24 protein-coding genes are annotated in these 24182 nt (G+C 23.7%); 7 read left to right on the top strand and 17 right to left on the bottom strand.

Annotated elements, in window-relative coordinates:
* Positions 1-195: 195 nt before the first annotated feature.
* The 3 genes from MarbSA_RS00690 to MarbSA_RS00680 all read right to left on the bottom strand — a co-directional run bounded on the left by MarbSA_RS00690 (position 196) and on the right by MarbSA_RS00680 (position 2920).
* The gene (locus MarbSA_RS00690; RefSeq protein ID WP_244987879.1) at positions 196-1599 is read right to left on the bottom strand and encodes a TrkH family potassium uptake protein; all 1404 of its coding nucleotides are present in this window, start codon (positions 1597-1599) and stop codon (positions 196-198) included.
* Between the two features lie 581 nt (positions 1600-2180).
* Positions 2181-2327 (bottom strand): 50S ribosomal protein L40e, encoded by a 147-nt coding sequence (locus MarbSA_RS00685; protein ID WP_042703853.1) that lies wholly within the window; start codon positions 2325-2327, stop codon positions 2181-2183.
* A 239-nt stretch (positions 2328-2566) separates the two neighbouring features.
* A complete protein-coding gene (locus tag MarbSA_RS00680) occupies positions 2567-2920 on the bottom strand; it encodes a hypothetical protein (RefSeq protein WP_042703850.1) in 354 nt (117 codons plus the stop codon).
* A gap of 365 nt (positions 2921-3285) precedes the next feature.
* On the opposite strand from MarbSA_RS00680, the gene MarbSA_RS00675 reads away from it, so the two are divergent.
* Positions 3286-3459 (top strand): hypothetical protein, encoded by a 174-nt coding sequence (locus tag MarbSA_RS00675; protein ID WP_155930714.1) that lies wholly within the window; start codon positions 3286-3288, stop codon positions 3457-3459.
* A gap of 64 nt (positions 3460-3523) precedes the next feature.
* Here MarbSA_RS00675 and MarbSA_RS00670 read toward each other — a convergent pair whose 3' ends face one another.
* From MarbSA_RS00670 to MarbSA_RS00660, 3 genes are all read right to left on the bottom strand, one after another.
* A complete protein-coding gene (locus MarbSA_RS00670; RefSeq protein ID WP_042703848.1) occupies positions 3524-4051 on the bottom strand; it encodes a DUF367 family protein in 528 nt (175 codons plus the stop codon).
* Between the two features lie 205 nt (positions 4052-4256).
* Positions 4257-5855: a type I restriction-modification system subunit M gene (locus tag MarbSA_RS00665; protein ID WP_221061631.1), complete on the bottom strand. Its 1599-nt coding sequence runs from the start codon at positions 5853-5855 to the stop codon at positions 4257-4259.
* A gap of 51 nt (positions 5856-5906) precedes the next feature.
* Positions 5907-6656, bottom strand: coding sequence for a restriction endonuclease subunit S domain-containing protein (locus MarbSA_RS00660; protein WP_221061630.1), 750 nt, complete (start codon positions 6654-6656; stop codon positions 5907-5909).
* Positions 6657-7271: 615 nt separating this feature from the next.
* Here MarbSA_RS00660 and MarbSA_RS00655 point away from each other — a divergent pair.
* Positions 7272-7967, top strand: coding sequence for a hypothetical protein (locus MarbSA_RS00655; protein WP_221061629.1), 696 nt, complete (start codon positions 7272-7274; stop codon positions 7965-7967).
* A 157-nt stretch (positions 7968-8124) separates the two neighbouring features.
* On the opposite strand, the gene MarbSA_RS00650 is transcribed toward MarbSA_RS00655, so the two are convergent.
* From MarbSA_RS00650 to MarbSA_RS00635, 4 genes are all read right to left on the bottom strand, one after another.
* Entirely contained in the window at positions 8125-10428 is a 2304-nt protein-coding gene (locus MarbSA_RS00650; RefSeq protein WP_221061628.1) for a VWA domain-containing protein, read from the bottom strand.
* Positions 10429-10509: 81 nt separating this feature from the next.
* Positions 10510-11526, bottom strand: a complete 1017-nt coding sequence (locus tag MarbSA_RS00645) for a vWA domain-containing protein (RefSeq protein WP_221061627.1) — start codon at positions 11524-11526, stop codon at positions 10510-10512.
* Between the two features lie 11 nt (positions 11527-11537).
* On the bottom strand, positions 11538-12887 hold the full coding sequence (locus MarbSA_RS00640) for a magnesium chelatase ATPase subunit I (RefSeq protein ID WP_221061626.1): 1350 nt from the start codon (positions 12885-12887) through the stop codon (positions 11538-11540).
* A gap of 516 nt (positions 12888-13403) precedes the next feature.
* A complete protein-coding gene (locus MarbSA_RS00635) occupies positions 13404-14660 on the bottom strand; it encodes a cation:proton antiporter domain-containing protein (protein ID WP_054835847.1) in 1257 nt (418 codons plus the stop codon).
* Positions 14661-15369: 709 nt separating this feature from the next.
* On the opposite strand from MarbSA_RS00635, the gene MarbSA_RS00630 reads away from it, so the two are divergent.
* The 3 genes from MarbSA_RS00630 to MarbSA_RS00620 all read left to right on the top strand — a co-directional run bounded on the left by MarbSA_RS00630 (position 15370) and on the right by MarbSA_RS00620 (position 17075).
* A complete protein-coding gene (locus MarbSA_RS00630) occupies positions 15370-15525 on the top strand; it encodes a hypothetical protein (protein ID WP_169835758.1) in 156 nt (51 codons plus the stop codon).
* Positions 15526-15586: 61 nt separating this feature from the next.
* Entirely contained in the window at positions 15587-16048 is a 462-nt protein-coding gene (locus MarbSA_RS00625) for a hypothetical protein (protein ID WP_231624335.1), read from the top strand.
* A gap of 304 nt (positions 16049-16352) precedes the next feature.
* A complete protein-coding gene (locus tag MarbSA_RS00620) occupies positions 16353-17075 on the top strand; it encodes a DUF116 domain-containing protein (protein WP_155930712.1) in 723 nt (240 codons plus the stop codon).
* 307 nt (positions 17076-17382) lie between these two features.
* On the opposite strand, the gene MarbSA_RS00615 is transcribed toward MarbSA_RS00620, so the two are convergent.
* Entirely contained in the window at positions 17383-17742 is a 360-nt protein-coding gene (locus tag MarbSA_RS00615) for a peroxiredoxin family protein (RefSeq protein WP_042703835.1), read from the bottom strand.
* 439 nt (positions 17743-18181) lie between these two features.
* On the bottom strand, positions 18182-18388 hold the full coding sequence (locus MarbSA_RS00610) for a hypothetical protein (RefSeq protein WP_042703834.1): 207 nt from the start codon (positions 18386-18388) through the stop codon (positions 18182-18184).
* Between the two features lie 200 nt (positions 18389-18588).
* On the opposite strand from MarbSA_RS00610, the gene MarbSA_RS00605 reads away from it, so the two are divergent.
* Positions 18589-18879 (top strand): 2TM domain-containing protein, encoded by a 291-nt coding sequence (locus MarbSA_RS00605; protein WP_221061625.1) that lies wholly within the window; start codon positions 18589-18591, stop codon positions 18877-18879.
* Positions 18880-18909: 30 nt separating this feature from the next.
* Here MarbSA_RS00605 and MarbSA_RS00600 read toward each other — a convergent pair whose 3' ends face one another.
* From MarbSA_RS00600 to MarbSA_RS00580, 5 genes are all read right to left on the bottom strand, one after another.
* On the bottom strand, positions 18910-19695 hold the full coding sequence (locus tag MarbSA_RS00600; RefSeq protein ID WP_221061624.1) for an EFR1 family ferrodoxin: 786 nt from the start codon (positions 19693-19695) through the stop codon (positions 18910-18912).
* Between the two features lie 407 nt (positions 19696-20102).
* Positions 20103-20537 carry a DUF488 domain-containing protein gene (locus tag MarbSA_RS00595; protein WP_221061623.1) on the bottom strand — a complete coding sequence of 145 codons (435 nt, stop codon included), beginning with the start codon at positions 20535-20537 and terminating at the stop codon, positions 20103-20105.
* 83 nt (positions 20538-20620) lie between these two features.
* Positions 20621-21955 carry an MATE family efflux transporter gene (locus tag MarbSA_RS00590; RefSeq protein ID WP_244987878.1) on the bottom strand — a complete coding sequence of 445 codons (1335 nt, stop codon included), beginning with the start codon at positions 21953-21955 and terminating at the stop codon, positions 20621-20623.
* A gap of 54 nt (positions 21956-22009) precedes the next feature.
* Entirely contained in the window at positions 22010-22444 is a 435-nt protein-coding gene (locus MarbSA_RS00585) for a MarR family winged helix-turn-helix transcriptional regulator (protein ID WP_221061622.1), read from the bottom strand.
* Between the two features lie 208 nt (positions 22445-22652).
* On the bottom strand, positions 22653-23072 hold the full coding sequence (locus MarbSA_RS00580; RefSeq protein WP_054835481.1) for a hypothetical protein: 420 nt from the start codon (positions 23070-23072) through the stop codon (positions 22653-22655).
* 364 nt (positions 23073-23436) lie between these two features.
* On the opposite strand from MarbSA_RS00580, the gene MarbSA_RS00575 reads away from it, so the two are divergent.
* A complete protein-coding gene (locus tag MarbSA_RS00575) occupies positions 23437-24105 on the top strand; it encodes a DUF2115 family protein (protein WP_054835480.1) in 669 nt (222 codons plus the stop codon).
* Positions 24106-24182 lie beyond the last annotated feature (77 nt).

The raw sequence follows: 24182 nt of genomic DNA, 5'->3' as shown, positions 1-24182 counted from the left end.
ATATAAAAAATTATAATCTTAATTATATAATTAATATCATGGTTTTATAATTATTATAATTTTATATTATATGACTAAATCATAAATTTATAATAATATTATAATGATTATAAAGATTATAATATTATTATAATCACTATAATTTTCACAGTTATTATAATTAATTTTATAACTAATTATTTTACTAATAAATATTTAATGATTAAATCGTAGTTTATCTTTAATTGTTGCTAAACCCATGAATAAAACCAATAATACAGGCCAAATCTCAAGCCTTCCTAACCAAAAGTCAATCATGAACACAATTTTAATAAAATCAGGAGAGTTTGGAGTTAAAATTCCACTAGTAAGACCAACATTTCCCATAGCTGAAGCTATTTCAAACAACACTTGAGAAAGATTGTTATAATAAGATAAAACAATTAAAACACTAATCACATAAACAAATATGTATAAAAAGATAAAAAGACCGGTAATTCTAAGCAAATCATTGTTAACTTTCAAACCTTGAAAGTGGTTAATTTTTTTAGGAATAACAGCTCCAGGTAATAAAAATGATTTAATCTGCCAAAATATTGCTTTAAAAAGTAAACCAATTCTTAACCATTTAATACCTCCTGAAGTAGAACCAGAACCACCACCAATTATCATTGAAATTATAATAATAAAGAAAGTTATTGCTGGCCATGAATTAAGAATTTCTGGATAAAAAACTGTTTGAAGACCAGTAGTTGATATAGCTGAAACAATTTGGAAAGCACCAAACCTTATATTCTCAGAAATATTTCCATAAACATTAAATTCTATTAAAGCAACAGACACAATAATAATAAATAATGGAATTATGATAATAGCAACTTTAGTTTCAATATCATTGAAAAATTCCCTGAATTTCCGTTTAAATAGTAAATAAACTAATGCAAAGTTAATTGAACCTAAAATCATCACTACCATAGCTGCAAGTTCAACCCAACCATTATTATAATATAAAATACTATTTGAATTAAGAGCAAAACCTCCAGTTGAAAGAGAAACAAAAGTATAAAAAATAGAATCAAATAGAGGTAATCCAGAAATTATAAAAAGAAATACTCCAACGACAGTTAAAAAAAGATAAATATAAAGGATAATTTTACTTGTATTTCTTATACTAGGTAAAATTCTTTCACTTCTTCCTTCAGCATTATACAATCTCATTATAGATGTTCCACTTGATCTTAAAATAATAATCATAGTAAATATTATCCCAAGCCCACCAATCCATTGAGTCATGCCTCTCCAAAAATTAATTGCAAATCCAGCACTTTCAATTGAGTTATACATAGAAAATCCAGTGGTTGTAAAACCAGAAATAGCTTCAAAAAAAGAATTTATAAAAGTTAATTCCCCTGATATAAAAAACGGTAATGATCCAAGTAAACTAGCTACTAGCCATATAAAAGTAGAAAAAATCATTGCAACTTTTAAAGACATTTTATATTTTTTAAAAACTTTTATAAAAACTATTCCAACAATTATAGAAACGATTCCAGAAAAGAAAAATGAAAAAATAAACTTTGGTTCACTGTAAATAATAGCTACTATAATAGGAGTTAACATGAAGAATCCTAAAATTAAGCAAATGTATCCTATATAATGAAGCATTGTGCTTATATCATTAAGTTTAATCTTATTAATAGCACTAATATTATCCCCTCACTATATCATTTTTAAATCTTATAAAAACTAATATAGAGATATCTAATTTATAATAATGTGAATATAAAATGTATATAAAATATCTAAATATAAACTTATTTTTATTAATATAACTATTTTTCTAAAGTATGAATTAAAACATTTTTATTATGATGATTTATTATGATTATCTCACTATAAACTATTTGTAAAAATAAATAAGAGTAATAAAAATAAAAAGAATGAACAATATTAGCTATGATAGAATAAATCTAAATAAAACTAATAAAAACAATGCTAAAAAGCAATTTAAATAAATAAAATAACTAGCTGAAATAACTAGCTAAAATAAATAAATTTAAAATAAATAAAATTAAGATAAATAAACTTAAAATAAATAATTAATATAAAAATTAAATAAAAATTAATTTATAGCTAATCTTAATATAGAAATTCTAAAATATAGATCTTAATATAAAATAGCTATAATATAATGAATAAGATCATCCTCTTGGTTCTTTTGCTTTATATCTTAAACCCTTGTAACCACATTTTCTACAAGTTTTAGCTGCAGCGGGATTACGAGCATTACATTTTAAACAAATTTTAACCTTAAAGATTCTATTTTCAGCTTCTTCAAATCGGGCCATTAATAATCCTCCATATAATCGTTAATCAGTAGTAATAAAATTTAAATACGAGATATGTAAAATTTAGTAATTGATTTATTCAATCTCATAAATATATTTAATCTCATAAATATTATATTATGGAATAAAATAAGAATTTCTCTAATATCCACAATTAATTAAGAACATTAAACATTATTGATTTAATAGTATTTAAAGCTTTAGTTATTTAAAAAAAATAATGTTTAAAAAACTAAGTCTTAATTATAAAGCCAAACACCAGCTGTATGATTACTACTTGAATTTTCAGCCATAATTTCATTATTTTTTAATACTTTAATTTTTAAATCTTTTTTACTTCCATAATGAGTACTATTAACATAAACGAATAATTTATCTCCATTTTGACGTTTTATAGTAAAATCAAGTGGTCCTCCACCCATAATAGTCTCATGAGTGGTTGTTCCATTTAAAGTTAATTCATAGTAACCAATCCATTCTCCTTCAGAAACAACAGATAACTCTTCTTCATAAGAACCATTATCAACATAAAGAATAACTGCCAAACCAATAACTGTTATTACCCCAAGAATTATTAAAAGCTTTTTATTCATTATTTCACCATAAATATATATTAAAATAATATAATTTAAATATTTAATAAAACATATGAATATTATTATTTTTAATATAATTTAATTCTTGTTATATAATTTTTATTTAATTTAATAATTTTTACAATAATAAAAATTAGCTAAGGTTAATAAAATAACATTAGATAATAACATTAAATAGTTATGAAATGTTATACTATGCAATAATATTATAATATATATAAACAAAATATGTACTGTTATACAATAAGACATATTAACAATAATAAAAATATTTTATAAAAACCACACCAAAGTATTTATAAAAACACAGTAAATTAATTAAAGTATGTAAAACATTATTAAGTTCTCTTAGATGTGATATAATGGATAAAAAAGAAATAATGACAATTGTTGGAATATTTATAATACTTATAATCTTAGTTGTGATAATTAACAATTTATTTTCAAATGACATCACTAGATTTTCTATAACAATTCTAGTTGCGATTATTATAGGATTAATTCTTAGAAAAACAATAAATAAGTCTAATAAATAAATCTAATAGTTATTCAGTCTATAACTATTTCAACCTAATAACTATTTTAACTTAAATAATTATTTTAATCTTCATATTGCTTTAAAAATTCGTTTTGAATAGCTACTACTTCAGAACTATTACTCGCACCGCTATAAGCTTCAAGAAGTTCTAAATTCAATTCAATGAAAGTATGCCCCCATTTAAAACCATTCATAATATCCTTTGCAGTATCTTTAAAACCGACTATATAGAAAGTAGCAGCTATTGCTTCAGCTGTTGAAAGCTTACAAGGTTTACCATAATTAACAGGACTAGCAGCTATTAAGAAAGGAAGGCTTCTATGATATTTAGTGAGTGAAAAAAATTTAGCTGAAGAAGAAACCTTATTCCAAGAACAGTCAAGCCCTACAACACCTTTTTTTAAAACTAAATCTTTATCTTCAGGAGAAGCCGATTTATCTGAAAAAGGATTTAAAATAATAGCTCCACGAGGTATTTGATTAAGATTATAAACAATACGTGCTTTATTCTGTTTTTCTAATTTAAATGCAGTGCATTTCTTTTTATCACATTCATCTGCATGAAAAATAGTTATCTTAAACTTTTTCATAGACTAATTTATGATTTTATATATAATAAATTTAATGAAAAATCTAATATAATAAAATAATATTAAATTTAATAGAATAAAGCTTAATAATGAAATAAGAATTTAATATAATAAAATAATATTAAATTTAATAGAATAAAGCTTAATAATGAAATAAGAATTTAATATAATGAAACAATATTAAATTAAATTGTATCATTGATTATTATTTAATAATAGGTGTTTCAATCCCTAATTCATCACAATATTTCTTTATTTCCTCATCAATAGCTTCAATTTTATTATCAATTTCTTTTAGTTCATTTATAATTTTATTTGAATCAATTAATTCTTCTTCAAAAGTATCAACATATCTTGGAATATTTAAATTAAAATCATTTTCTCTAATTTCATCTATTGTAGCTATATGTGAGAATTTCTCAATTTCAACTCTTTTACTATAAACTTCTATAATTTTATCAATATCACTATCTCTAAGCATATTTTGATTTTTAACCTTTTTAAAATTTTTAGATGCATCAATAAATAGTATATTATCTTTATTTTCCCTATGTTTTTTAAATACTAAGATAACTGTTGGAATGATTGTTTTATAGAATATATTAGCTGGAAGTCCAATTACTGTATCTAAATAGTTTTTATCATTTACTAAATATTTTCTAATTTTTCCTTCAGATGCACCTCTAAAGAGAATTCCATGAGGCAAGATTATTCCCATTGTTCCATTTTCATCTAAATGATATATCATGTGTTGTATAAATGCAAAATCTGTTTTTGATTTTGGTGCTAGTTTTCCATAATCTGAAAACCGTGGATCATTAAGAAATTTTTTATCTGAGCTCCATTTAGCCTGAAATGGTGGTTTTGCAACAATAGCTTCAAATTTCATACTTTTATGCATTGGTTTTTCAAGTGAGTCTCCTTGTTGAATATCAAAATCGCTATATTGTATATTATGTAAAATCATATTCATTCTAGCTAAATTATATGCTGTTGATTTTAATTCTTGCCCATAAAAGTTTTCTACTTCTATTTCTTTAGCTACTTGAAGTAAAAGTGATCCTGAATTACATGTTGGATCATATACACTTTTAAGCTTCTGATTTTTAAGTTTATCCCCTTTAAATTTCTTTTCTTCAAATTTTTCTTCTTCAAACTTGTTTTTCTCTAAAGTAATTATTTTAGCTAGTATCTTTGATATTTGTTGTGGTGTGTAAAACTCTTCTGTTTTATCTAAGGATAATGCAAATTGTGAGATTAAATATTCATAAGTATCACCAATCACATTTTTATCTTGATTTTCTAGTTTAAAGTCGATTTTAGATAGTTGTATTAATATTTTACTTATTAATTCGTTTTTATCTTCTAATTTATTTCCAAGTTTTGATGATTTAAGATCAACATCTTCAAATATTCCTATTAAAGCTTCTTCACTTTCCCGACCTAATGATGAGTTTGATATTTCATTCAATGCTTTTTCTAAATCATCTAATATTAGCTCATTTTTATTAGCTTTTTTAACAATATTTGAAAACAAGAATCTTGGTTCTAAAAAGTAGCCTAAATTTTCAAGAGTTAATTCTTTTAAATCATCTTTTATATCTTCAATTTCATTTGCTTTGTCAAATTTTAAATTATTTTGAATGAATTGTTTATTCAAATATAACTCTACCTTACTAGACATATATTTATAAAAAATAAGCCCTAAAATATAATTTTTCAAATCATATAAATCTATATATTCCTTAAATTCATCAATCATAGCCAATAAATCAGATTCTAAATTGTTTCTATAATCATTCAAATAATAACACCCTTAATTATTCATATTTTTAAATATTTTCACATTTAATTATTATAATTTAGATAAAATATTGTCCTTAAGCTTATCTTCAAGTTCAATTTTCCTTAAAAGTAGCTCTTTTCTAATATCCAATAAATAAAAAAGCTTTGCATATTCAATCTGTTTATAACTACTTCTTTTTTTTATTTTAATATCTTTTAAATTATTAATTTTAATAATTGGAATATTAGTTCCTTCAACTAGTCTTCTCAATTGTTTTTTTACGTTAGGACCATTTAGAACATATGCTAAAAATACAGATATAAATTCATCTTTAACCCTAATTATAGCAAAATTAGATGGAACAATAACATCATTTCTTTTAAAATCAACTACTGCTGCATTATAAGGAGGGGTTAACTTTATTATAATGTCTTTATAATGAGCTAAATATTTATTCTCAACTTTTTTATTAGTAACAATTGTTTCAAAAGTATTTGAATCGATATTATTATCAAAAACAGACTTTTGAGGAATATAATAATATTTGAATGAGTTTTGGTTCCTATCTGAAAATTCTGATGAATTGAGATCATCAAAAGAAGATTCATTAAAATTATTAGAAATAATAGATTCATTAAATTTATTAGATTTAATAGATTTAGATAAATCAAATCTGTTTAAAACTAAACCAGATGAAATATTAGCTATATCTCTAAGATTTACTTTATTTCTAATTCTCTCATTATTAAATTTTTTATTATTGATTCTTTTATTAATTTTATTATTGGTTCTCTCACTATTGGCTCTTTTTTCATTCATTATTTGCTCCGTTTATTAGTAATAATAAAAAGTATTAATTGAATACCCTATCAGATATGATATTATATAATTATATATAATGAATATATAATAATTATATAATAAATTTTTTGTTATATATAATTTATGACAAAGAAAATATAATAGTCATATTTATATTATGACATTCATAGCATATAAGTTTTTGTCATATAATCAATATGACATATAACAATATATAAATATTATATGATAGAAAATTTAAATATAAGTATAAAACCTAATCAGAAGAATATAACTAGTTAAAATAGCTATCGAAATTCTATAGTTTCAAATAAATTAAATAAATAACTTTTTAAATTTTTTAGGGGATTGATTTTATATATTTATTCTTTGAACATAAATTAATAAATTTTAAAAAAGTTTATAAATATTTAATTATCAGTTTTTTTATAAATAGTAATACTTATAAAAAATATTTATTAAAATAAAAACAGAAATAACAAAAAAACAGAAATAACAAAAAATAGAAATAAGAAAAAATAGAAATAAGAAAAAACAGAACTACAATATAATTATAATTAAAATATAATAACATTTAAATCTATTATTGAAAATGATCTAGGATATGATTATATGGACAAATTATTTATTTTATTTATAATTTTAATAATATTAGGAATTTTAGTAGGTGTTTCTAATCAAAATATAGTTGATAATAGTCTTAACAATATAAAAACAATACTTGAAGGAGAAGTTAACCAAGAACCAATAGCTAATCTTAGTACAAATTATAATAATATTACAAATAGCTATAATAATTCTACAAACAAAATTAATTCTAATAATAATAATATTAATAATAATAATAGCAATAATAATAGCAATAATATTGATAATAATAGTAATTTTAATGAGAATGGTTTAATTAATTCAAATACGCCTGTAAAAACATATAACAATAATGGAATATCTTTTTCTTATCCTAGTTATTGGAGTTTTGATCAATTAAACAAGTTTTTAAGTTTATATCAAAAAGAGTATTTAAGTCGTTGGGATGATGGATTAATATTTTATATTTCAGATAACTCACTAAAAGAAGAATTAGAACTTCAAAAAAGTGAAAGATTTAAACAACCAACTAATATTACAGTTGATGGTAAAAAAGCCTATTCTTTAACTAGTACAAAAGCAGATTATTGGCATCAGCTAATCATAGTCCAAAAAAACAAAACTCATTCTTATGTTTTTATATTTTATTGCGATAGAGAACTTAAAAAACAAGATAAAATATTATTTAATGAAATATTAAAAACAATGAAATTAGAATGACACATAATGAAATTAGAATGATACATCATATGACATAAGATTAATTAATATGAGATTATCAATTTACATAATATAATCAATTAAAATATATCAATGAATATATTCCAAATCGAATATGTTATCAATAGAATATATTATAAATTTACAAGATATAAATTTACAGTATATTTCTTTCATAAGTCAAAATCTTATCTATTGCAATGTCAGGATTATAGATTTCTTCTAAATCATAATATCTACCATTAGATAAAAATGCTAACTCCATATTAATATTCCTTCCATGTTTATGTTTTTTTTCAAAATCAATGATAATAGTATATATTTTATTTTCAGCTAACTCTTCACCCATAGCTAAAACATCATTTATAGGACTTCCTCTAACCTTTTTATTATAACTATCAGTTAGACCAACATTAGGCATTCCATCTGAAAGCAATATTAACATCGGAATAAATTCTCCTTTTTTATTCTCATTTTTAAGTATTTCAATAGCTTTTTCAAGACCTGAAGCCATTGGAGTTGTTCCTCCAACTGTGATCTTATCAAGCTTGTCTAAAAAAGAACTAGGACGTTTAGTACTTGGAATTATTACTTCAGAATCCCTACCTTTAAAACCTATGACTGTTAATTTATCTCTATTTCTATTAACATTCTTAATTATTCTTTCTAAAATCCCTCTAATCTTATTAATTTTCTTTTCAGCAAGCATTGACCCACTCATATCAACTACCAAAGCTACACTAGCTCTTGCTTTGTGTTTTCTAACTTTTTCACGAATATCTTCATTTTTTATATCTACTTTTAAGGCATTTTTCTTATTTAATTCTGTATTTTTAGATGTTTTAGATTTTAGAGCTGCACGTATAGTAGCATCAATAGCTATATCTGAATTTGAAACATTAGGAGAATATTTACTTTTTACATACTTCCCCTTTTCACTTTTTGAATTAACTCTTGATCCATAAAACTTTTCTTTTTCACGCCCTTCCATCACAAGCATTTTACGAATATCTTTTTCAAGAGACTCTAAATCAAATTCATTTATTTCTTTTTCAGACTTATTTTCATTATAATCCATCTGATATTCATCATCTATCCTATCTGAATCATTTACTTCCCCTTGAATTTGATTTTCATTATTATAATCATCATTAGAAGGATTATCTAAATCATTATTTTTTTCATCATTCTCTTCATCAGATTCATCTTCATCATTTTCATCTAAATTGTCCTCATTATCAAGATTATCAAGATCATTATCTACATTATTATTAAAATTATCAAAGCTATTATCAAAGCCATTATCATCCTTTAAATCATTATCTTGAGCATATTTATTATAAGTATCATCCTGAATATCTTCATTAGAATCACCCTCTTCATTGCTGGAATCTTGATTTTGGCTAGAATTTTCATCATTATCTAAATCTTCACTATTTTTTTCCTGATTCATTTCATTTTGAGCCTGTTGAATCTGATTTTGAATTTGATTATTATCACATTCATTAATTTCTCCTAAAACAAGCAATATACTTTCTTCAAGATCATCCATAGTAACTTTCCAATGATTGTTAAATGCAGCTATTGCTTTAGCTGTTTTAAGAATTGTTATATCATTCCTATGACCTTCAACACCAAGATTTCTTGTTAATCTAGCTATTATTTCAAAATATTCATCACTAATACTAACTGATGGAAGAAGTTTTCTTGCCATGATTATTCTTTTTTGAAGGTTATCTTCAGCATCTGCATATTTAGCTATGAAACTTTTTGGATCTTTTTCAAAATCATCTATCTGTTTCATAATTTCTATTCTATCTTCAATATTATTAATTCCAGAAACAGAAATTTTTAAACCTATTCGATCTGATAGTTGTCCTCGTAGTTCTCCTTCTTCGGGGTTCATTGTTCCAATTAGAATGAACTTTGATGGGTGTGAGATTGAAATTCCCTCTCTCTCAATGGTGTTTACACCAAATGCAGCAGCATCTAATAAAACATCAACAAGATTATCATCCAAAAGATTAATCTCATCAATATAAAGAATATTACGATTAGCTTGAGCAAGAAGACCAGGCTCTAAAGCTTTAATACCCTCATGAAGAGCCTTTTCAATATCAAGAGAACCAACCACACGATCCTCAGTAGCACCCAAAGGAAGCTCAATAACACGCATAGGCTTTTTAACTAAAAGAACATCATCATCCTTATTTTTATCAATAGCTTTATAAAGCTCAAACTCTTTATAAGATTCTTCATCAGAATTAAAAATATCCCCATCAACAACCTCAATCTCAGGAAGAAGATCAGCCAAAGCCCTAACAGCAGTAGTCTTACCAGTACCACGATCACCTTTAATAAGAACACCACCAATCGAAGGATTAACAGCATTCAAAACAAGAGCCTGCTTAATCTTCTCCTGACCAACAATAGCCGTAAACGGAAAAACACTCTTTCTCATATTCTCACCAATGATAATATATCCAATAATAATATATCCAATTATAAAATCTAGTATCCATTATTTAATATGATATCTAAATTAAATCTTATCTCTCTCATAGTCTATTATTTTTTCTAAAACCATATCAGATAAATCACTTTTAAATGAACCAAATGACATTGAATTTGTATCAACACCTTCTACTTCAAAAATGTCTTTGGATAACTTATCACCAAGAATTTCAAGATCATAAAAATTCCCACCAGTTATAAAAACTAATTCTTTGTTTATACTTCTTCCCTTATTTTTTTCCTTTTCAAAATTAACAATAACTGTATGAATATTATATTTAGCTATTTCTTCACCAACAGTCAAAGCATCCTTAATAGGATTACTTATAATCATTTTATTAGATTTATATTCCTTTGATTTTCCAGAAGAATTATTATATTTTAAAGACTTAGATATTTTATTAACATTAGAATTAATATTAGATCTTTCTAAACTTACATTAGTTACTCCATCAGATAATATCATAAGCATTGGAATATATTCTTCCTTATTGAGATCCTTTTTTAAAACCTCTAAACCTTTTTTAAGTCCAGCAGCCATCGGAGTAGTTCCTCCAACAGTTATACTATCAAGCTTATTTAAAAAAGAATTAGGTCTTTTAGTATTTGGAATAATAACTTCTGAATCCTTACCTTTAAATCCAATAACAGCTAATTTATCCTTATTAACATGAACATTTAATATTATTTTTTGTAAGATCGCTTTTATTCTATTAAGCTTTTCATCACTAATCATAGAACCACTCATATCCACAATTAATGCAATGGATAATTTAGCTCCATGTTTTCTTACTTTTTCTCTTAAATCCTCTTTTTTTATATTAACTTTTAAATTTGTATCATTATTAATTTTTAAATTAGTATCTTTATTAAATTTGGAATTATTATTTATATTAGAACTTTTTATATTAGAATTTAATACAGCTGCACGAATAGTGGCATCAATAGCTACATCCTCTGAATTATTAGAAATCTTACTTTTAACATACTTTCCTTTTTTACTTTGTGAGTTTACCCGTTTACCATAAAGTTTTTCTCTTTTCACACCCTCAACCATTAATATTTTTTTATATCAAACTTCCCATCAATATTAAATTCATTAAAATTTTCTAATTTTTCACCCTGATTAAGTTTTGAATCAGACTCATCTTTATCTTCAAAATCAGAAGTATTAATGAAATCCTTTTCTTTAGATTCACCCTCTCCTAATTCAATATTATCCAAATCTTTATTATCAGAATCATTAAAAGCCTTATCTAATTCTTGATTTTCATGATTTTGATTTGCTTTCTTTAATTTCTCATTTAATGAATCTTCTAATTGTTCTTTGATTTTTTCTTGAAGATTATCATTGCTGAAAGAAAGACTATCTTTATCTAAATCATTTTCCCTTTCTTTTTCTCTTTTTTCAATATCATTCCTAATTTTCTGAATCCTTTGATTGAGTAGAGGATCTTCCCCAAGGACAAGAGAAATAGCTTCTTTTAAATCATCAAAATCAACAGTTAAATTACCATTAAAAGATGCAATTGTTTTAGCTGTTTTTAAAATACTTATATCACTTCTATGTCCTTCCGATGAAAGTTCTAAAGTGATTCTAGCTATTACCTCTAATAAAACATGATCAATAACTACATCATTTAATATTTCCTTAGCTTTTATTATCTTATTTTGAAGTTCCTCTTGATCCTCATCAAATTTAGCTCTAAAAGATAAAGGATCTCTTTCAAATGATTCTCTTCTTTTCATGATTTTTATTCTATCTTCAATGTTTGAAATACCCTCAACTTCAATTTCGAGACCAATTCGATCTGATAGTTGTCCTCGTAGTTCTCCTTCTTCGGGGTTCATTGTTCCAATTAGAATGAACTTTGATGGGTGTGAGATTGAAATTCCCTCTCTTTCAATGGTGTTTACACCAAATGCAGCAGCATCTAATAAAACATCAACAAGATTATCATCCAAAAGATTAATCTCATCAATATAAAGAATATTACGATTAGCTTGAGCAAGAAGACCAGGCTCTAAAGCTTTAATACCCTCATGAAGAGCCTTTTCAATATCAAGAGAACCAACCACACGATCCTCAGTAGCACCCAAAGGAAGCTCAATAACACGCATAGATTTTTTAACTAAAAGAACATCATCATCCTTATTTTTATCAATAGCTTTATAAAGCTCAAACTCTTTATAAGATTCTTCATCAGAATTAAAAATATCCCCATCAACAACCTCAATCTCAGGAAGAAGATCAGCCAAAGCCCTAACAGCAGTAGTCTTACCAGTACCACGATCACCTTTAATAAGAACACCACCAATCGAAGGATTAACAGCATTCAAAACAAGAGCCTGCTTAATCTTCTCCTGACCAACAATAGCCGTAAACGGAAAAACACTCTTTCTCATATTCTCACCAATAGTAATATCCAATTATACACGATAGTTAATAGTATATTTTAATAGATTATATATTTTAATAAGCTAGTTTAATAATATACTTTAATTAATGTAATTTAACACAATCTAACGCAATTTAATGTAATTTAATGTAACCTATATAATCTAATATAATTTAATGTAATTTAATAAGTTATTTTTAAGAATTATATTACAATGATAAATTTCTATAAAATTATTATAAATTTATCCATAAGCTTATTTTAATATACTTTGAGAATATATATTATTTTTATTCTATATTTATTTTATCATATACAAATTAATTATAAAAATAATAAAAAAATAAAAAATTATAACAAAAAATATAAGACTTATAAAATCTTTAAAAGTAGTATTTTAAAAATAAGAAAAAGTATAAAATGTAAGGTATTAAGAAATATTGAAATTAAAAATATTAAAAATATCAAAAACATTAGAAATGTAAAATTAAAGTTATGAAAATCTTAATTTATCATAATAATCTTAATTTGTAGGGACTTCTATAGATTTTGAATTATCAAGATCTTCATCTTTAGTTAACAATTTATCATTAAAAAAATCTATTAAAAGAGCTCCTAAAGGTGCTGTAAATATTATAGATATAGCTGAAATAGCTAATATTAATTCTCCCGAAGCTACTCCTGCAGCTAAAGGAACTGCTCCAATGGTAGCTTGTACATTTGCTTTTGGAATATAAGAAGTCATACAAAATATTTTTTCTTTATTGTTTAATCCAGATCCAGCTAAAGCCATAAATACTCCTCCAAACCTAGCTATTAATCCCATACATATAACCAATATTCCAACTATTATAACTGGTGCAAATAAGCCTTCAGGAGTTTCAATTAACAAAGGAAGTTCTAATTGAGCTCCAAGAAGTACAAAAATAACAATTTCTGCAACTATCCATAAATTTGAATATCTATTTGATAAACCTAATGCAACTTTAGGCATACGATCTAATAATAAGAAACCAATGACCATTACTCCAACAAGACCAGCTAATGGTATTCTTCCTTGTAAAGCCTCACCAAGAGAATTAAGAAGTATTCCAGTTGCAAGTGTAACAAACAATTTTTCAATATCTGAAAAGTCCCATCTTCTAAATGCATATAAAAGAATCAGTCCAGTTACAAATCCTGTTAAAACACCCAATATCAATGATATAGGTATACTAGCTATACTCCATACAATATTAATATTTCCTCCAGTGTACATCCCTAAAAATACTGAAAATATTGTAATAGCTACAACATCATCAGCTGATGAACCTGTTAAAAGAATTTCTGGAATACCTTTTTTAGTACCTAATCCTTTATCAATTAAGTTAAGCATTCTTGGAACAAGTATTGCTGGTGAAACAGCAGCTAGGATAAATCCTAACATTCCTGATTCAATAAATGATATTCCAAGGAAATAATGACCTACAATCATAACTAGTAATCCTTCAAAGACCGATGGAATACAACTCATCTCAACTGCAACCCTTCCAACTTTACGAAGAGAATCTCGGCTAAGTCCCAAGCCTGCTCTAATCAATAGAATTACCATTGCCATTGTGGCAATTTCTTGAGTTAATCCCATAAATTCAATGTTTAATATGTTTGTTGCATATGGGCCAAGTAAAATACCGATTAGTAAGAATCCTAAAAAGGCAGGTACACCTAATTTACTGAAACATTTTATACATAAAACTCCAAGCAGCATTACAATTGCTAAACTTAATATTATTTGTTCCACTTAAACATACCTCATAATCATTATTTTTGAAACATCCATTATAATTATAAAATTTCTGATAGATATATATTGTTTTATTTACGATATTTTTGTTTTATTTATGATATTTTATTAAATTTTATAGTTATTATTAAACATTGAATAGTTTAATGAAATGTTCTAGATTTTCTTTAAAATATTTTATATTTTAATATAAATATAATAGTTTTAATATAACATGATTAATTATTTGTTAAATAATCTATTAATTTTCAAGTCTACATTATTTATGAACCTTCACAACCATATACTCTATGTAAGGAAATAGGAAACCTATTTCCTAATTTTAATTCTAAATATTATAATAAATATTATGATATATAAACATTTTGGTATTACAAATAATAACTTTATTAAAATCAATTTTACTAAAATCAATTTATATACAAAAATAAAAAGATATACGAAACTAAAAAGACAAAAAATAAGATATAAAAATATAAAAATAAAACTATAAAAATAAATCTATAAAAATAAAACAAAAAAACACTTAAAAAATAAATGAAATAGAACTATATAAAATTAGAAGAAATAAAAGATGAAAATATAAGAAATGAGATTATATAAAAGTAGAAAAAATAAAATATATAGATAATTTAATAGAAGAAAAAGAATAAATATTAAAAAAAACATAATAAATATTGTTATATACAAAAAAAAGGTGATTTTTATGTGTACTGTTGGAGGACCAATGGCAGATATTAAAATGAAAAAACTAAAAACTAAAAGATATAAATGCTTAGATTGTGGAAATGATTTTAAAGGCTTAGGTAAAAGAGTTATCTGCCCATCATGTCAAAGTGACAATGTAGAATGTTTAGATTAATTTTTTAATTTTTAATTTTTACTAATATTTATACTTGTTTTAAATTTAAGGAATAAATAAATTGCAAAAAATAGATTTACAGCCAACTGAGGTACTATTTTTAATTGGAGATACAGGAACAGTTGGAGTTGTGAAAGTAGCTAATGAACAAATGCTATTTATAGGAACTCCTGAAAAAGAAGAAATTGTCCTATATCTAGAAGAAGATGATTTAATAGCTATATCATCTTTTGGAACAGGACAAAAATATGAAAAAGCTATAAAATCAATGGCATATATCACACGAGAAATGGAATCTCCAATAATTGTCCTACCAAAAGATCATCCAAGCTCAAAAAGATTACAAATGGTTTTATCTGTAGGCGAAAGTGTTCGACTAGATTGTAATATAACACCTGGAACACATCCAGAACAAGATATATTATGTTCATGTGATAGTTTATCTGGATTAAAAATTTATAAAACAAAAAATGGTGTTAATATTACTGGAAACACAGTGAACTATAAAATAGAAAAATTATGATTATTTCATAATTTTAAATATAATATAATTTTAAATATAATAATAAATATTTTTAAAAATTAATTTTAAAAATATATAAATGATTATACAAATTATTTTTACAATATATACATGTTATCTTTATAAATAATATTTACACTTATAAATACGATTTAATAAATATAACACATTCTAATAAAATATAAATAAATAGTTTAATAATATATAAATAATTTAATAATATAATAAATAATATATATAATATATATAATATAAATAGTTATATAACAAAACATAATTTAATAAAAAATAAAATTAGCATGTAATCATGACAATCGATACTTTATTTCAAATATTTGGACAAACATTAGTCTTAATAGCTGTAGGATTATTTATCTTACTCATTTTAGCCCTAATTTTAGGTAGAATACTACTTAAAAAAGACATACTTATTTTCCCAAGGTTAATTATTTTTGCATTGGATGTTTTTTACTCACCATTAAAAAGATTAGCTAAAAGTTTAGGGTTTGATGAGTCAATGGTAGATCATATTGGAGTTGAAGTTAGAAATAAAGTTAACGAAAAAAGATTTAGCAAGGCAGACCCTAGAAAAAAGATAATTGTATTTCCACATTGTCTTAGAAACCCAAAATGTGAAGCTATATTAGATGAAACAGGACTAGTTTGTGATTGTTGTGGTAAATGTGCAATTGGAATAATAAAACCAAAAGCAGAAAAAATGGGTTATAAAGTTTTTGTAATTCCAGGATCAACTTTTGTAAAAAAGATTGTTAAAAACAATGAATTTGAATCTGTGCTTGGAGTAGCGTGTTATGAAGATTTAAACTTAACCATGATGAAATTAGCTGATTTTTCACCACAAGGAGTTTTACTTTCAAGAACAGGTTGTTTTAAAACAAAAGTAGATGTTAAAACAGTTCTAGATAAAATTGGCTACAAAGAAAATAACGAAGAAGAAAATGAATCATTTAGTTATTATAAAGACTTTGATGTAGGTTGTACAGATAAAAAACACAAAATGAATTAATAAAATATTTTCTAAAATTTAATATTTAATTTTTGATATATACCATTTGATTTTTAATATTTAATCTTCTAATTTTTAGTCACTAATATTTAATTTTTTAATATTTAGTATAAAAACCATTATTTTAATTTTAAAATAATCAGTAATCCTTTCTTTAAATCTATAACTATTAATTTTATAAATTTTTAATTCTATAACTTGAATTCTATAAATTAAATAAATTTAAGTAATATAAAAATAATTGTAGCTATATAAATAACTACAGTTTTAAAAACAAAGTATATAATTATTAACTCTTTTTAAAAAATTATAAAAGATCATAGTTTTCTCTAGGTTTAATTAGTAACATATCAGGATGGATGACAGCATAATTGTCTAAACATAACTTTTCATCTTCATCAACCCAAATATCAAAAGGAAGGCGATAAGATCTAATGATTTTTTTCAAATAAACTGGAGCTTGAGGAATATAAATTTTAAAACCTTCCTTATGGACAGCTTCTAAAAAATCCTTAAACTTACCTCTACCAATATTAGTAGCTTCAATATAATCAATATATAACTTTTTCCCATCTTGAATATAAACTCTTGAAGTGTTTTTAAAATGTTTTGGAACAAAACCTACTCTTTTAGATAATGCATGTTCTTGACTTAACCTAACTTTCAAATAAACAACCCCTTGGGCTTTTAAAAAATCTTATTAATATGGATAAATATACTTTAAACAGTGTATTTTAATATATAAATCATTAATAAAACATAAATTATTAAATAATTCTTTTGAGATGATTATATTTTCTTTTTCCTGATTTAAATAATTTTCTAGTTTCTTTAAAAATAATTTTTATTTATAAATACTTATATATACTTATATAATAATAATTTTTGTTTTTAATTAAAATATCAATTGTAAAATAAAAAACATAGAAAAAGATATATTAAAAATAAAAACCTGAATAATAAAAACATAAATATTGTTGTGAAAAACAATTCTAAATGAAGATTTCCAAAAAATCAACTAATAACTAATAAAAATCAGATAATAACCATTAAAAATCAAATGGTAACTATTACATTTATTATTTAACTATCTAATTTTTTATATCCTATTTTTTGCTTCTAGCTTTCTTATTACAATCAAAACAAAAATCTTTTTCCACATTTGATTTAAAAGTTTTACCGCAACTTTTACACCTTAGCTCGATTAAAGTGGACTTTTTATCTACAATATCCAATGAACATGAACATTTCCACCCCATTTTGCCATTTAAAGCTGCTTCAAAAGCTTTATCTTCATCTGTTTCTTTTGGCATATTATTAGATATATTTACAATGCTTATATATTTTTCTAGAAATCTGATTCTTTTTTTATATAATAATATTAAAGAGAAAAAAATATTATTAAATATAAAAATCTGCTTTTATTAGATTTATCCATAAAACAAAATATATGTAATATTAATAATAAAAATAATAATAGAACAATAATAATAGATTTAAAAATTGTGATATAATGGAAAATTATGATGATAAAGCTTACAAAAGAGCTAAAAAGAGAGTGGATGATGTAAAAGGATTTTATATTCATTTAGTTACATATATTATAATAAACTTTTTTTTGTTTATAATAAATTTAATATTCACTCCAGGTACATGGTGGTTTTTATTCCCACTTATCTTCTGGGGAATAGGTTTGATCTTTCACTTCTTAGGAATTTTTGTATTTGAAAATAAACTATTAGGAAAAGAATGGGAAGAAAAAAAGATAAAAAAATACATAGAAGAAGAAAAAAATAAAAAATAGGTAAAAAATAGCTAAAAATACTTAAAATATTTAAATAAATATTTCTGGATCTCTCCTTTGTGAAAAGTTATCTTCTAACATTTTAGCAAGCCCTATGATTTTTTCATTATCATTGAATTTTGCATCTTCAGGGCATATCTTTATACATTCACAACAAAGAATACATTTTTTTGGATCTGCTTCCCTTGGATTATCCATACTTATAGCACCAGTTGGACATTCTTCTGCACAATCCATACATTCGGTACAATCATCATTAGTAGAGGGTGTAACATGGGGGAGCACTCCCCTTTCTTTGTAAGGATAATTACCTTTAATATCAATACTATCAACTTGATTATCACCAATATTTTCAAGTTTCATTACTATTGAATCTCCAAATGCCCTTGCTTCTTCTAAGTCTTTTTCATCAGGTCGGCCTGTAGCTACTTTATCTGTAAATGAATGTTCTCCAATAAATGCCCCACCTGCGATTACTTCAAACCCATTTTCATTTAATATGTTTCTCATTTCAAGTAATGCATCATCATAATCCCTGTTTCCATAAACAGCTACTACAATAGCCTTTGTTCCATCAGCATTTAAATTATGAACATATTCTTCTATTATTTCAGGAATTCTCCCAGAATAAACAGGCAAACCTAAAATAAGAATATCTTCTTTTGAAAATTCAGGAATCCTCCCTATATCATGATTTTTAGTAATATTTATATCTTTTAAAGATGTTTTCAATTTCATTGCTACTTTTCGTGCTATTGTCATAGTTATTTTTTCACTAGTCCTTGTTGGACTAAAATATACAGCCTTTACTTCCATTTTATCATCCATTTTATAGCTTATATCTCATTTAAATTAATATATAATTAATATAATATATATCTAATTATTATAAAAATTCTAATTCTCATAAAAATCTATTTAATATATATTATAACTTTAAACTATATTATAACTTTAAACTCTAAAATATTGAAACTAAAATATAAAAACAATAGAATAAAAGTCTGATAAAAATAAAAATAAAAATTATATAGAAAGCAAAATAAAAAAAAATAACAATAAAAAGATGTTTAAAAAAAATTATAAAAAATTATAAAAAATATAAAAAAATATAAAAATATAATTATAAAAAATATAATTATATGATTATAAAGAATATACTTATATAATTATAAAGAATATAATTGTATATTTATAAAAACATAATGATAAAATTACCTAATCTACAAATGTGTTACATCTTCTGGTTTTTCAGCTAATTTATCTGCTAACAATATTCTATGGCAGGTATCAGGTTCTTTTTCACTACATAAAATCAAAACATTATCGTGATTACCATGTTCTTTTTTAAACAAAGAAACCATATCTCTTTTTTTCATTAATTCTAAATAATGTTTTTTATACTCTTTCCAACCTATTGTTTTTTTCCTGTATTCCTTTAAGACATCCTCTGTTGTACAAAACATTTCATCATGTACATATTCACAAGAAGATAATTTATCTAAGAAATATTCCAAATCAGTCCCCTTAGTAAAACCTAATAACTGAGAATGATTATGTAAACGAACATCCAATAAAAGTTCAACTTTATTTTTATCGATATTATTAAAGAATTCTTCTGCTGTTTTCCCTGAAGATCCCATAGTAAATATTTTCATAAAAACACCTATTATATATTTATAAATTTCAATTATTATAATTTTTTCTTTTTTATAAAATTATTAGTTTTATTAAAAATTAATCAACAAAATTTTTCATCTTCATTAGAAAGTTTACTTATATAAATTTTAGACCATATATATGCTATTATTGCTCCAATTGCATTTCCAAGTACAATTCCATACCAAACACCAGTTTGTCCTAAATTTAAAACAATTGCAAAAACATATGAAAATACTATTTGAAGAATTAATGCTCTTATAAATGCAATTATCAAAGAATTCAATCCTTTTCCTAATCCTTGGAAAACTGAAGATGATACAACTCCTAATGGGAAAAATAAATAAAATAAACAGGTGATCCTTAAGAAATCTGTCATTTGCCCTAATAAATTTTCAGAACCTGGGGTATATGCAAATAAATAACTAATATATGGAGCCAAAATGAAGATAGCTATTGATAAGATTACAATAATTAAAGTTCCAAACTTTATTGCATAGCTATGAGTTATATCTATATTCTCATATCTTTTTGCTCCGAGATTTGCACCAGTTATTGCTATTACAGATGTTCCAATAGCTATAGGAATCACCATTACTATTGCAACAAAACGCCAACCTCCAGTATACACAGCAACACCATCTACACCAGATACAATCATCAAAATAGCATTTAATGTTATTGCAAGAACACTTATAAGGAAAAATTCAACACCAGCAGGTAATCCTACACTTAAAATCTCTTTTATAAGTTTACTCTTATATATAAAATCTTTTAGAGAAAATTTGATATATGTATCTCCTTTAAACCAATACAACAATAATAATGAAACTAATCCCATAGATATTACTGTTGCAATAGCTGCTCCAGCTACACCTAAATCAAGATAATAAATGAAAATTGGATCTAGAAACATATTTAATATTGCTCCAAATAACATAGCATAAGTTGTTTTTATAACATTTCCCTCAGCTCTTAATATTCCATAAGCTGTAGCTGAAAAAACTATGAAAATAGTTCCTAAAAATAGAATATTACCATATTCCATTCCTAAATTTATAGTAGGTCCTGCACCCATTGTTAATAATATTGGTTTGAGAAAAATTAGAATCAATGCTGTAAATATGATTGTAATAATAATAGTTAGTAAAATTACATGTAAAGCTGCATTATCTGCTTCTTTTTTATTTTTTGAGCCTATATACCTAGAGATTACGGCTGTAGCACCTGCACCAATTCCATTTGAAACTCCAAAAACTATTAGATATAATGGATTTACAAAGCCTATTGCAGCTAATGATGCATCTCCTAGTCCAGCTACCCATACTCCATCAATAAATGCATAGAGAGAATTTATGATCATAGCAATAATCATAGGAATAGATAACTTTAGAACAGCTTTTTTTGGATCTCCCAATAAAATCGAAACCCCATTAGTATTTTTAGTGCTATTTTTATTATTAGTTGTAATCTAATCATCTCCTATTTTTTTACAGATTTCTCTAAGTATTCTTTTTTCATTTTCAGTCAACTCTTTTAAACATTGATCATGTATCTCATCTCTAATTCTACATATAGGATTTATTATAGATTTTCCTTTATTTGTAAGTACTAATTGAAAAGATCGCCTATCTTCTTGATTTTTTTGTCTTATTATATATCCTTCATCTTCAAGATGATCAATAAGATATACCATAGTAGTTCTATCAATCTTTAAAATTTCTCCTAATTTTTTTTGATTGATTTTTTCATTGTTAAAAATTGATACAAGCACACGATAATGATTTGTTACTATAGAATAATCTTTTAAAGCTTCATCAAACTTTTCTCCAAATTTATGAAGAATAGTTGCAAGTACATACCCATAACTATTATTCACATCTAAATAATCGTTATTTAAACACAAAATTTTCTCTCCAAAAATTAATCATATTTTATGATAATCAGTATTACTGATTATATTTATATCAAACAATATATAAATATTTCTAATAAAAATGTTAATAAAAAAATAAAAAATTGATAAAGGATTAATAAAAAATTAAAAAATTATTTATAAAGTCTATTATTTTACCTATCTTTTATTTTACATTTAAATCTGTGATCTTAATATTCTAATATCCCTTATATTCAGGTTCACATCCACAAGGATGGGCTTTTGTTAATTTATTGTTTTCTAACATAAAAACATCAGTAATTTTAAAGTTTTTTATTAGTACTTCTAATATTAAATATGCAAGAAAACTAGTGTCTACTATCACATCTATGAATTGTTTTTTATCCAAAATATCTTCAATAATTTGATTTATATCATTATAAACCTCATCCATATCTTTATTTATGTCTATTTCAAACTTATTTACTTTTATATTATCAAAAATCCCATTTTGTTCTGATATTTTTTCATTAAGATAAAATATCTCTGTTATTTCCTCATTTATTAATTCATCTTTATTTTTTAGCTTAGTAAAACTTTCTTTTATAATATTTTCGTTTAATATATTTTCACTAATATTTGTAAGTAAAATAGCCATATTATCCCTTCATATAGTATGATACTTTTATAAATAAATTGTTTTTATTAACATTTTTATTTTTTATATTTTGAATTAATGTAATATTATTTAAAATAGTATTAGATATAAAGTTTTCAGTATAAATTTACATAAAAATATTAAAAATTAATATTAATAATAACAAATGAATAAATGATAATAAAAATAAATATTGATGATAAAAGTTGATATTAATGATAATAAAAACGAATATCGACTATGAAAGCTGATATTAATTATAATAAAAATAATATTAATGAAATTAGATGTTAATCGATGAGTTTATTAAGATATAATTGATAAGAAAATATTTAATGAAATATTTAATAAAAAGTGTGAAAAAATGCTATTTGAAGATTTAAAATCATTAGAAACTAATGATGAAATATCTAAAAATGATATATTAAAAATTTTAAAAAAATGGGCTGAAAACGTTTCTGTTTTTGATATTATGAATTCAACATCTAAATTTAGAGAATCATGTAAATATGTTCAAGAGGAGTATAAAGGTCATTTTGATGATATATATGTAAAAAACTTTTATATGCGAATAAAAGATATAAAAAAGGACAATAAAGATTATAAAGATAATATTAATAAAAAAACCTTTTTAAAAGCTATTGATTACTTTAAAAAACAAGATGATCAAAGAAAAGTAGAAAATAAAATAAAAAGTAAAATAAAAAATAAAGTAGAAAATAAAGTAGAAAATAAGTTAGAGAATAATGAAGAAATTAAATTAGAGAATGAAGTAGAAAAAAATGAAAAAGATAAAATAAAAACTAAACTAGAAAGTAAAGAAAATGGAACAAAAGTTCAAAGACTAATATACTATCTAATCTGTATTTACACAACTTTTATTTTAGATGAACCAATTCATCATGTAGGAAGTATATTCCCAGGACATACTAAAGTTAGATATGAAAATGGAACTTATTATTGTCCTGTGAAAAATAACAATGTAGGGAACTTAAAAGCAGTTTGTAGATTTTGTATAGCTAAACAAGGATAAATAAAGAATATTGATAATTTAAAATTACTATATATCTTTTTAAATTATATATTTTTAAATATAATTTTAAATATATG

The organism is Methanobrevibacter arboriphilus (assembly GCF_019669925.1).
Lineage (GTDB): Archaea > Methanobacteriota > Methanobacteria > Methanobacteriales > Methanobacteriaceae > Methanobinarius > Methanobinarius arboriphilus_A.
The sequence above is the reverse complement of the archived record's forward strand: the minus strand, read 5'-3'. Positions and strand labels throughout refer to the sequence as shown.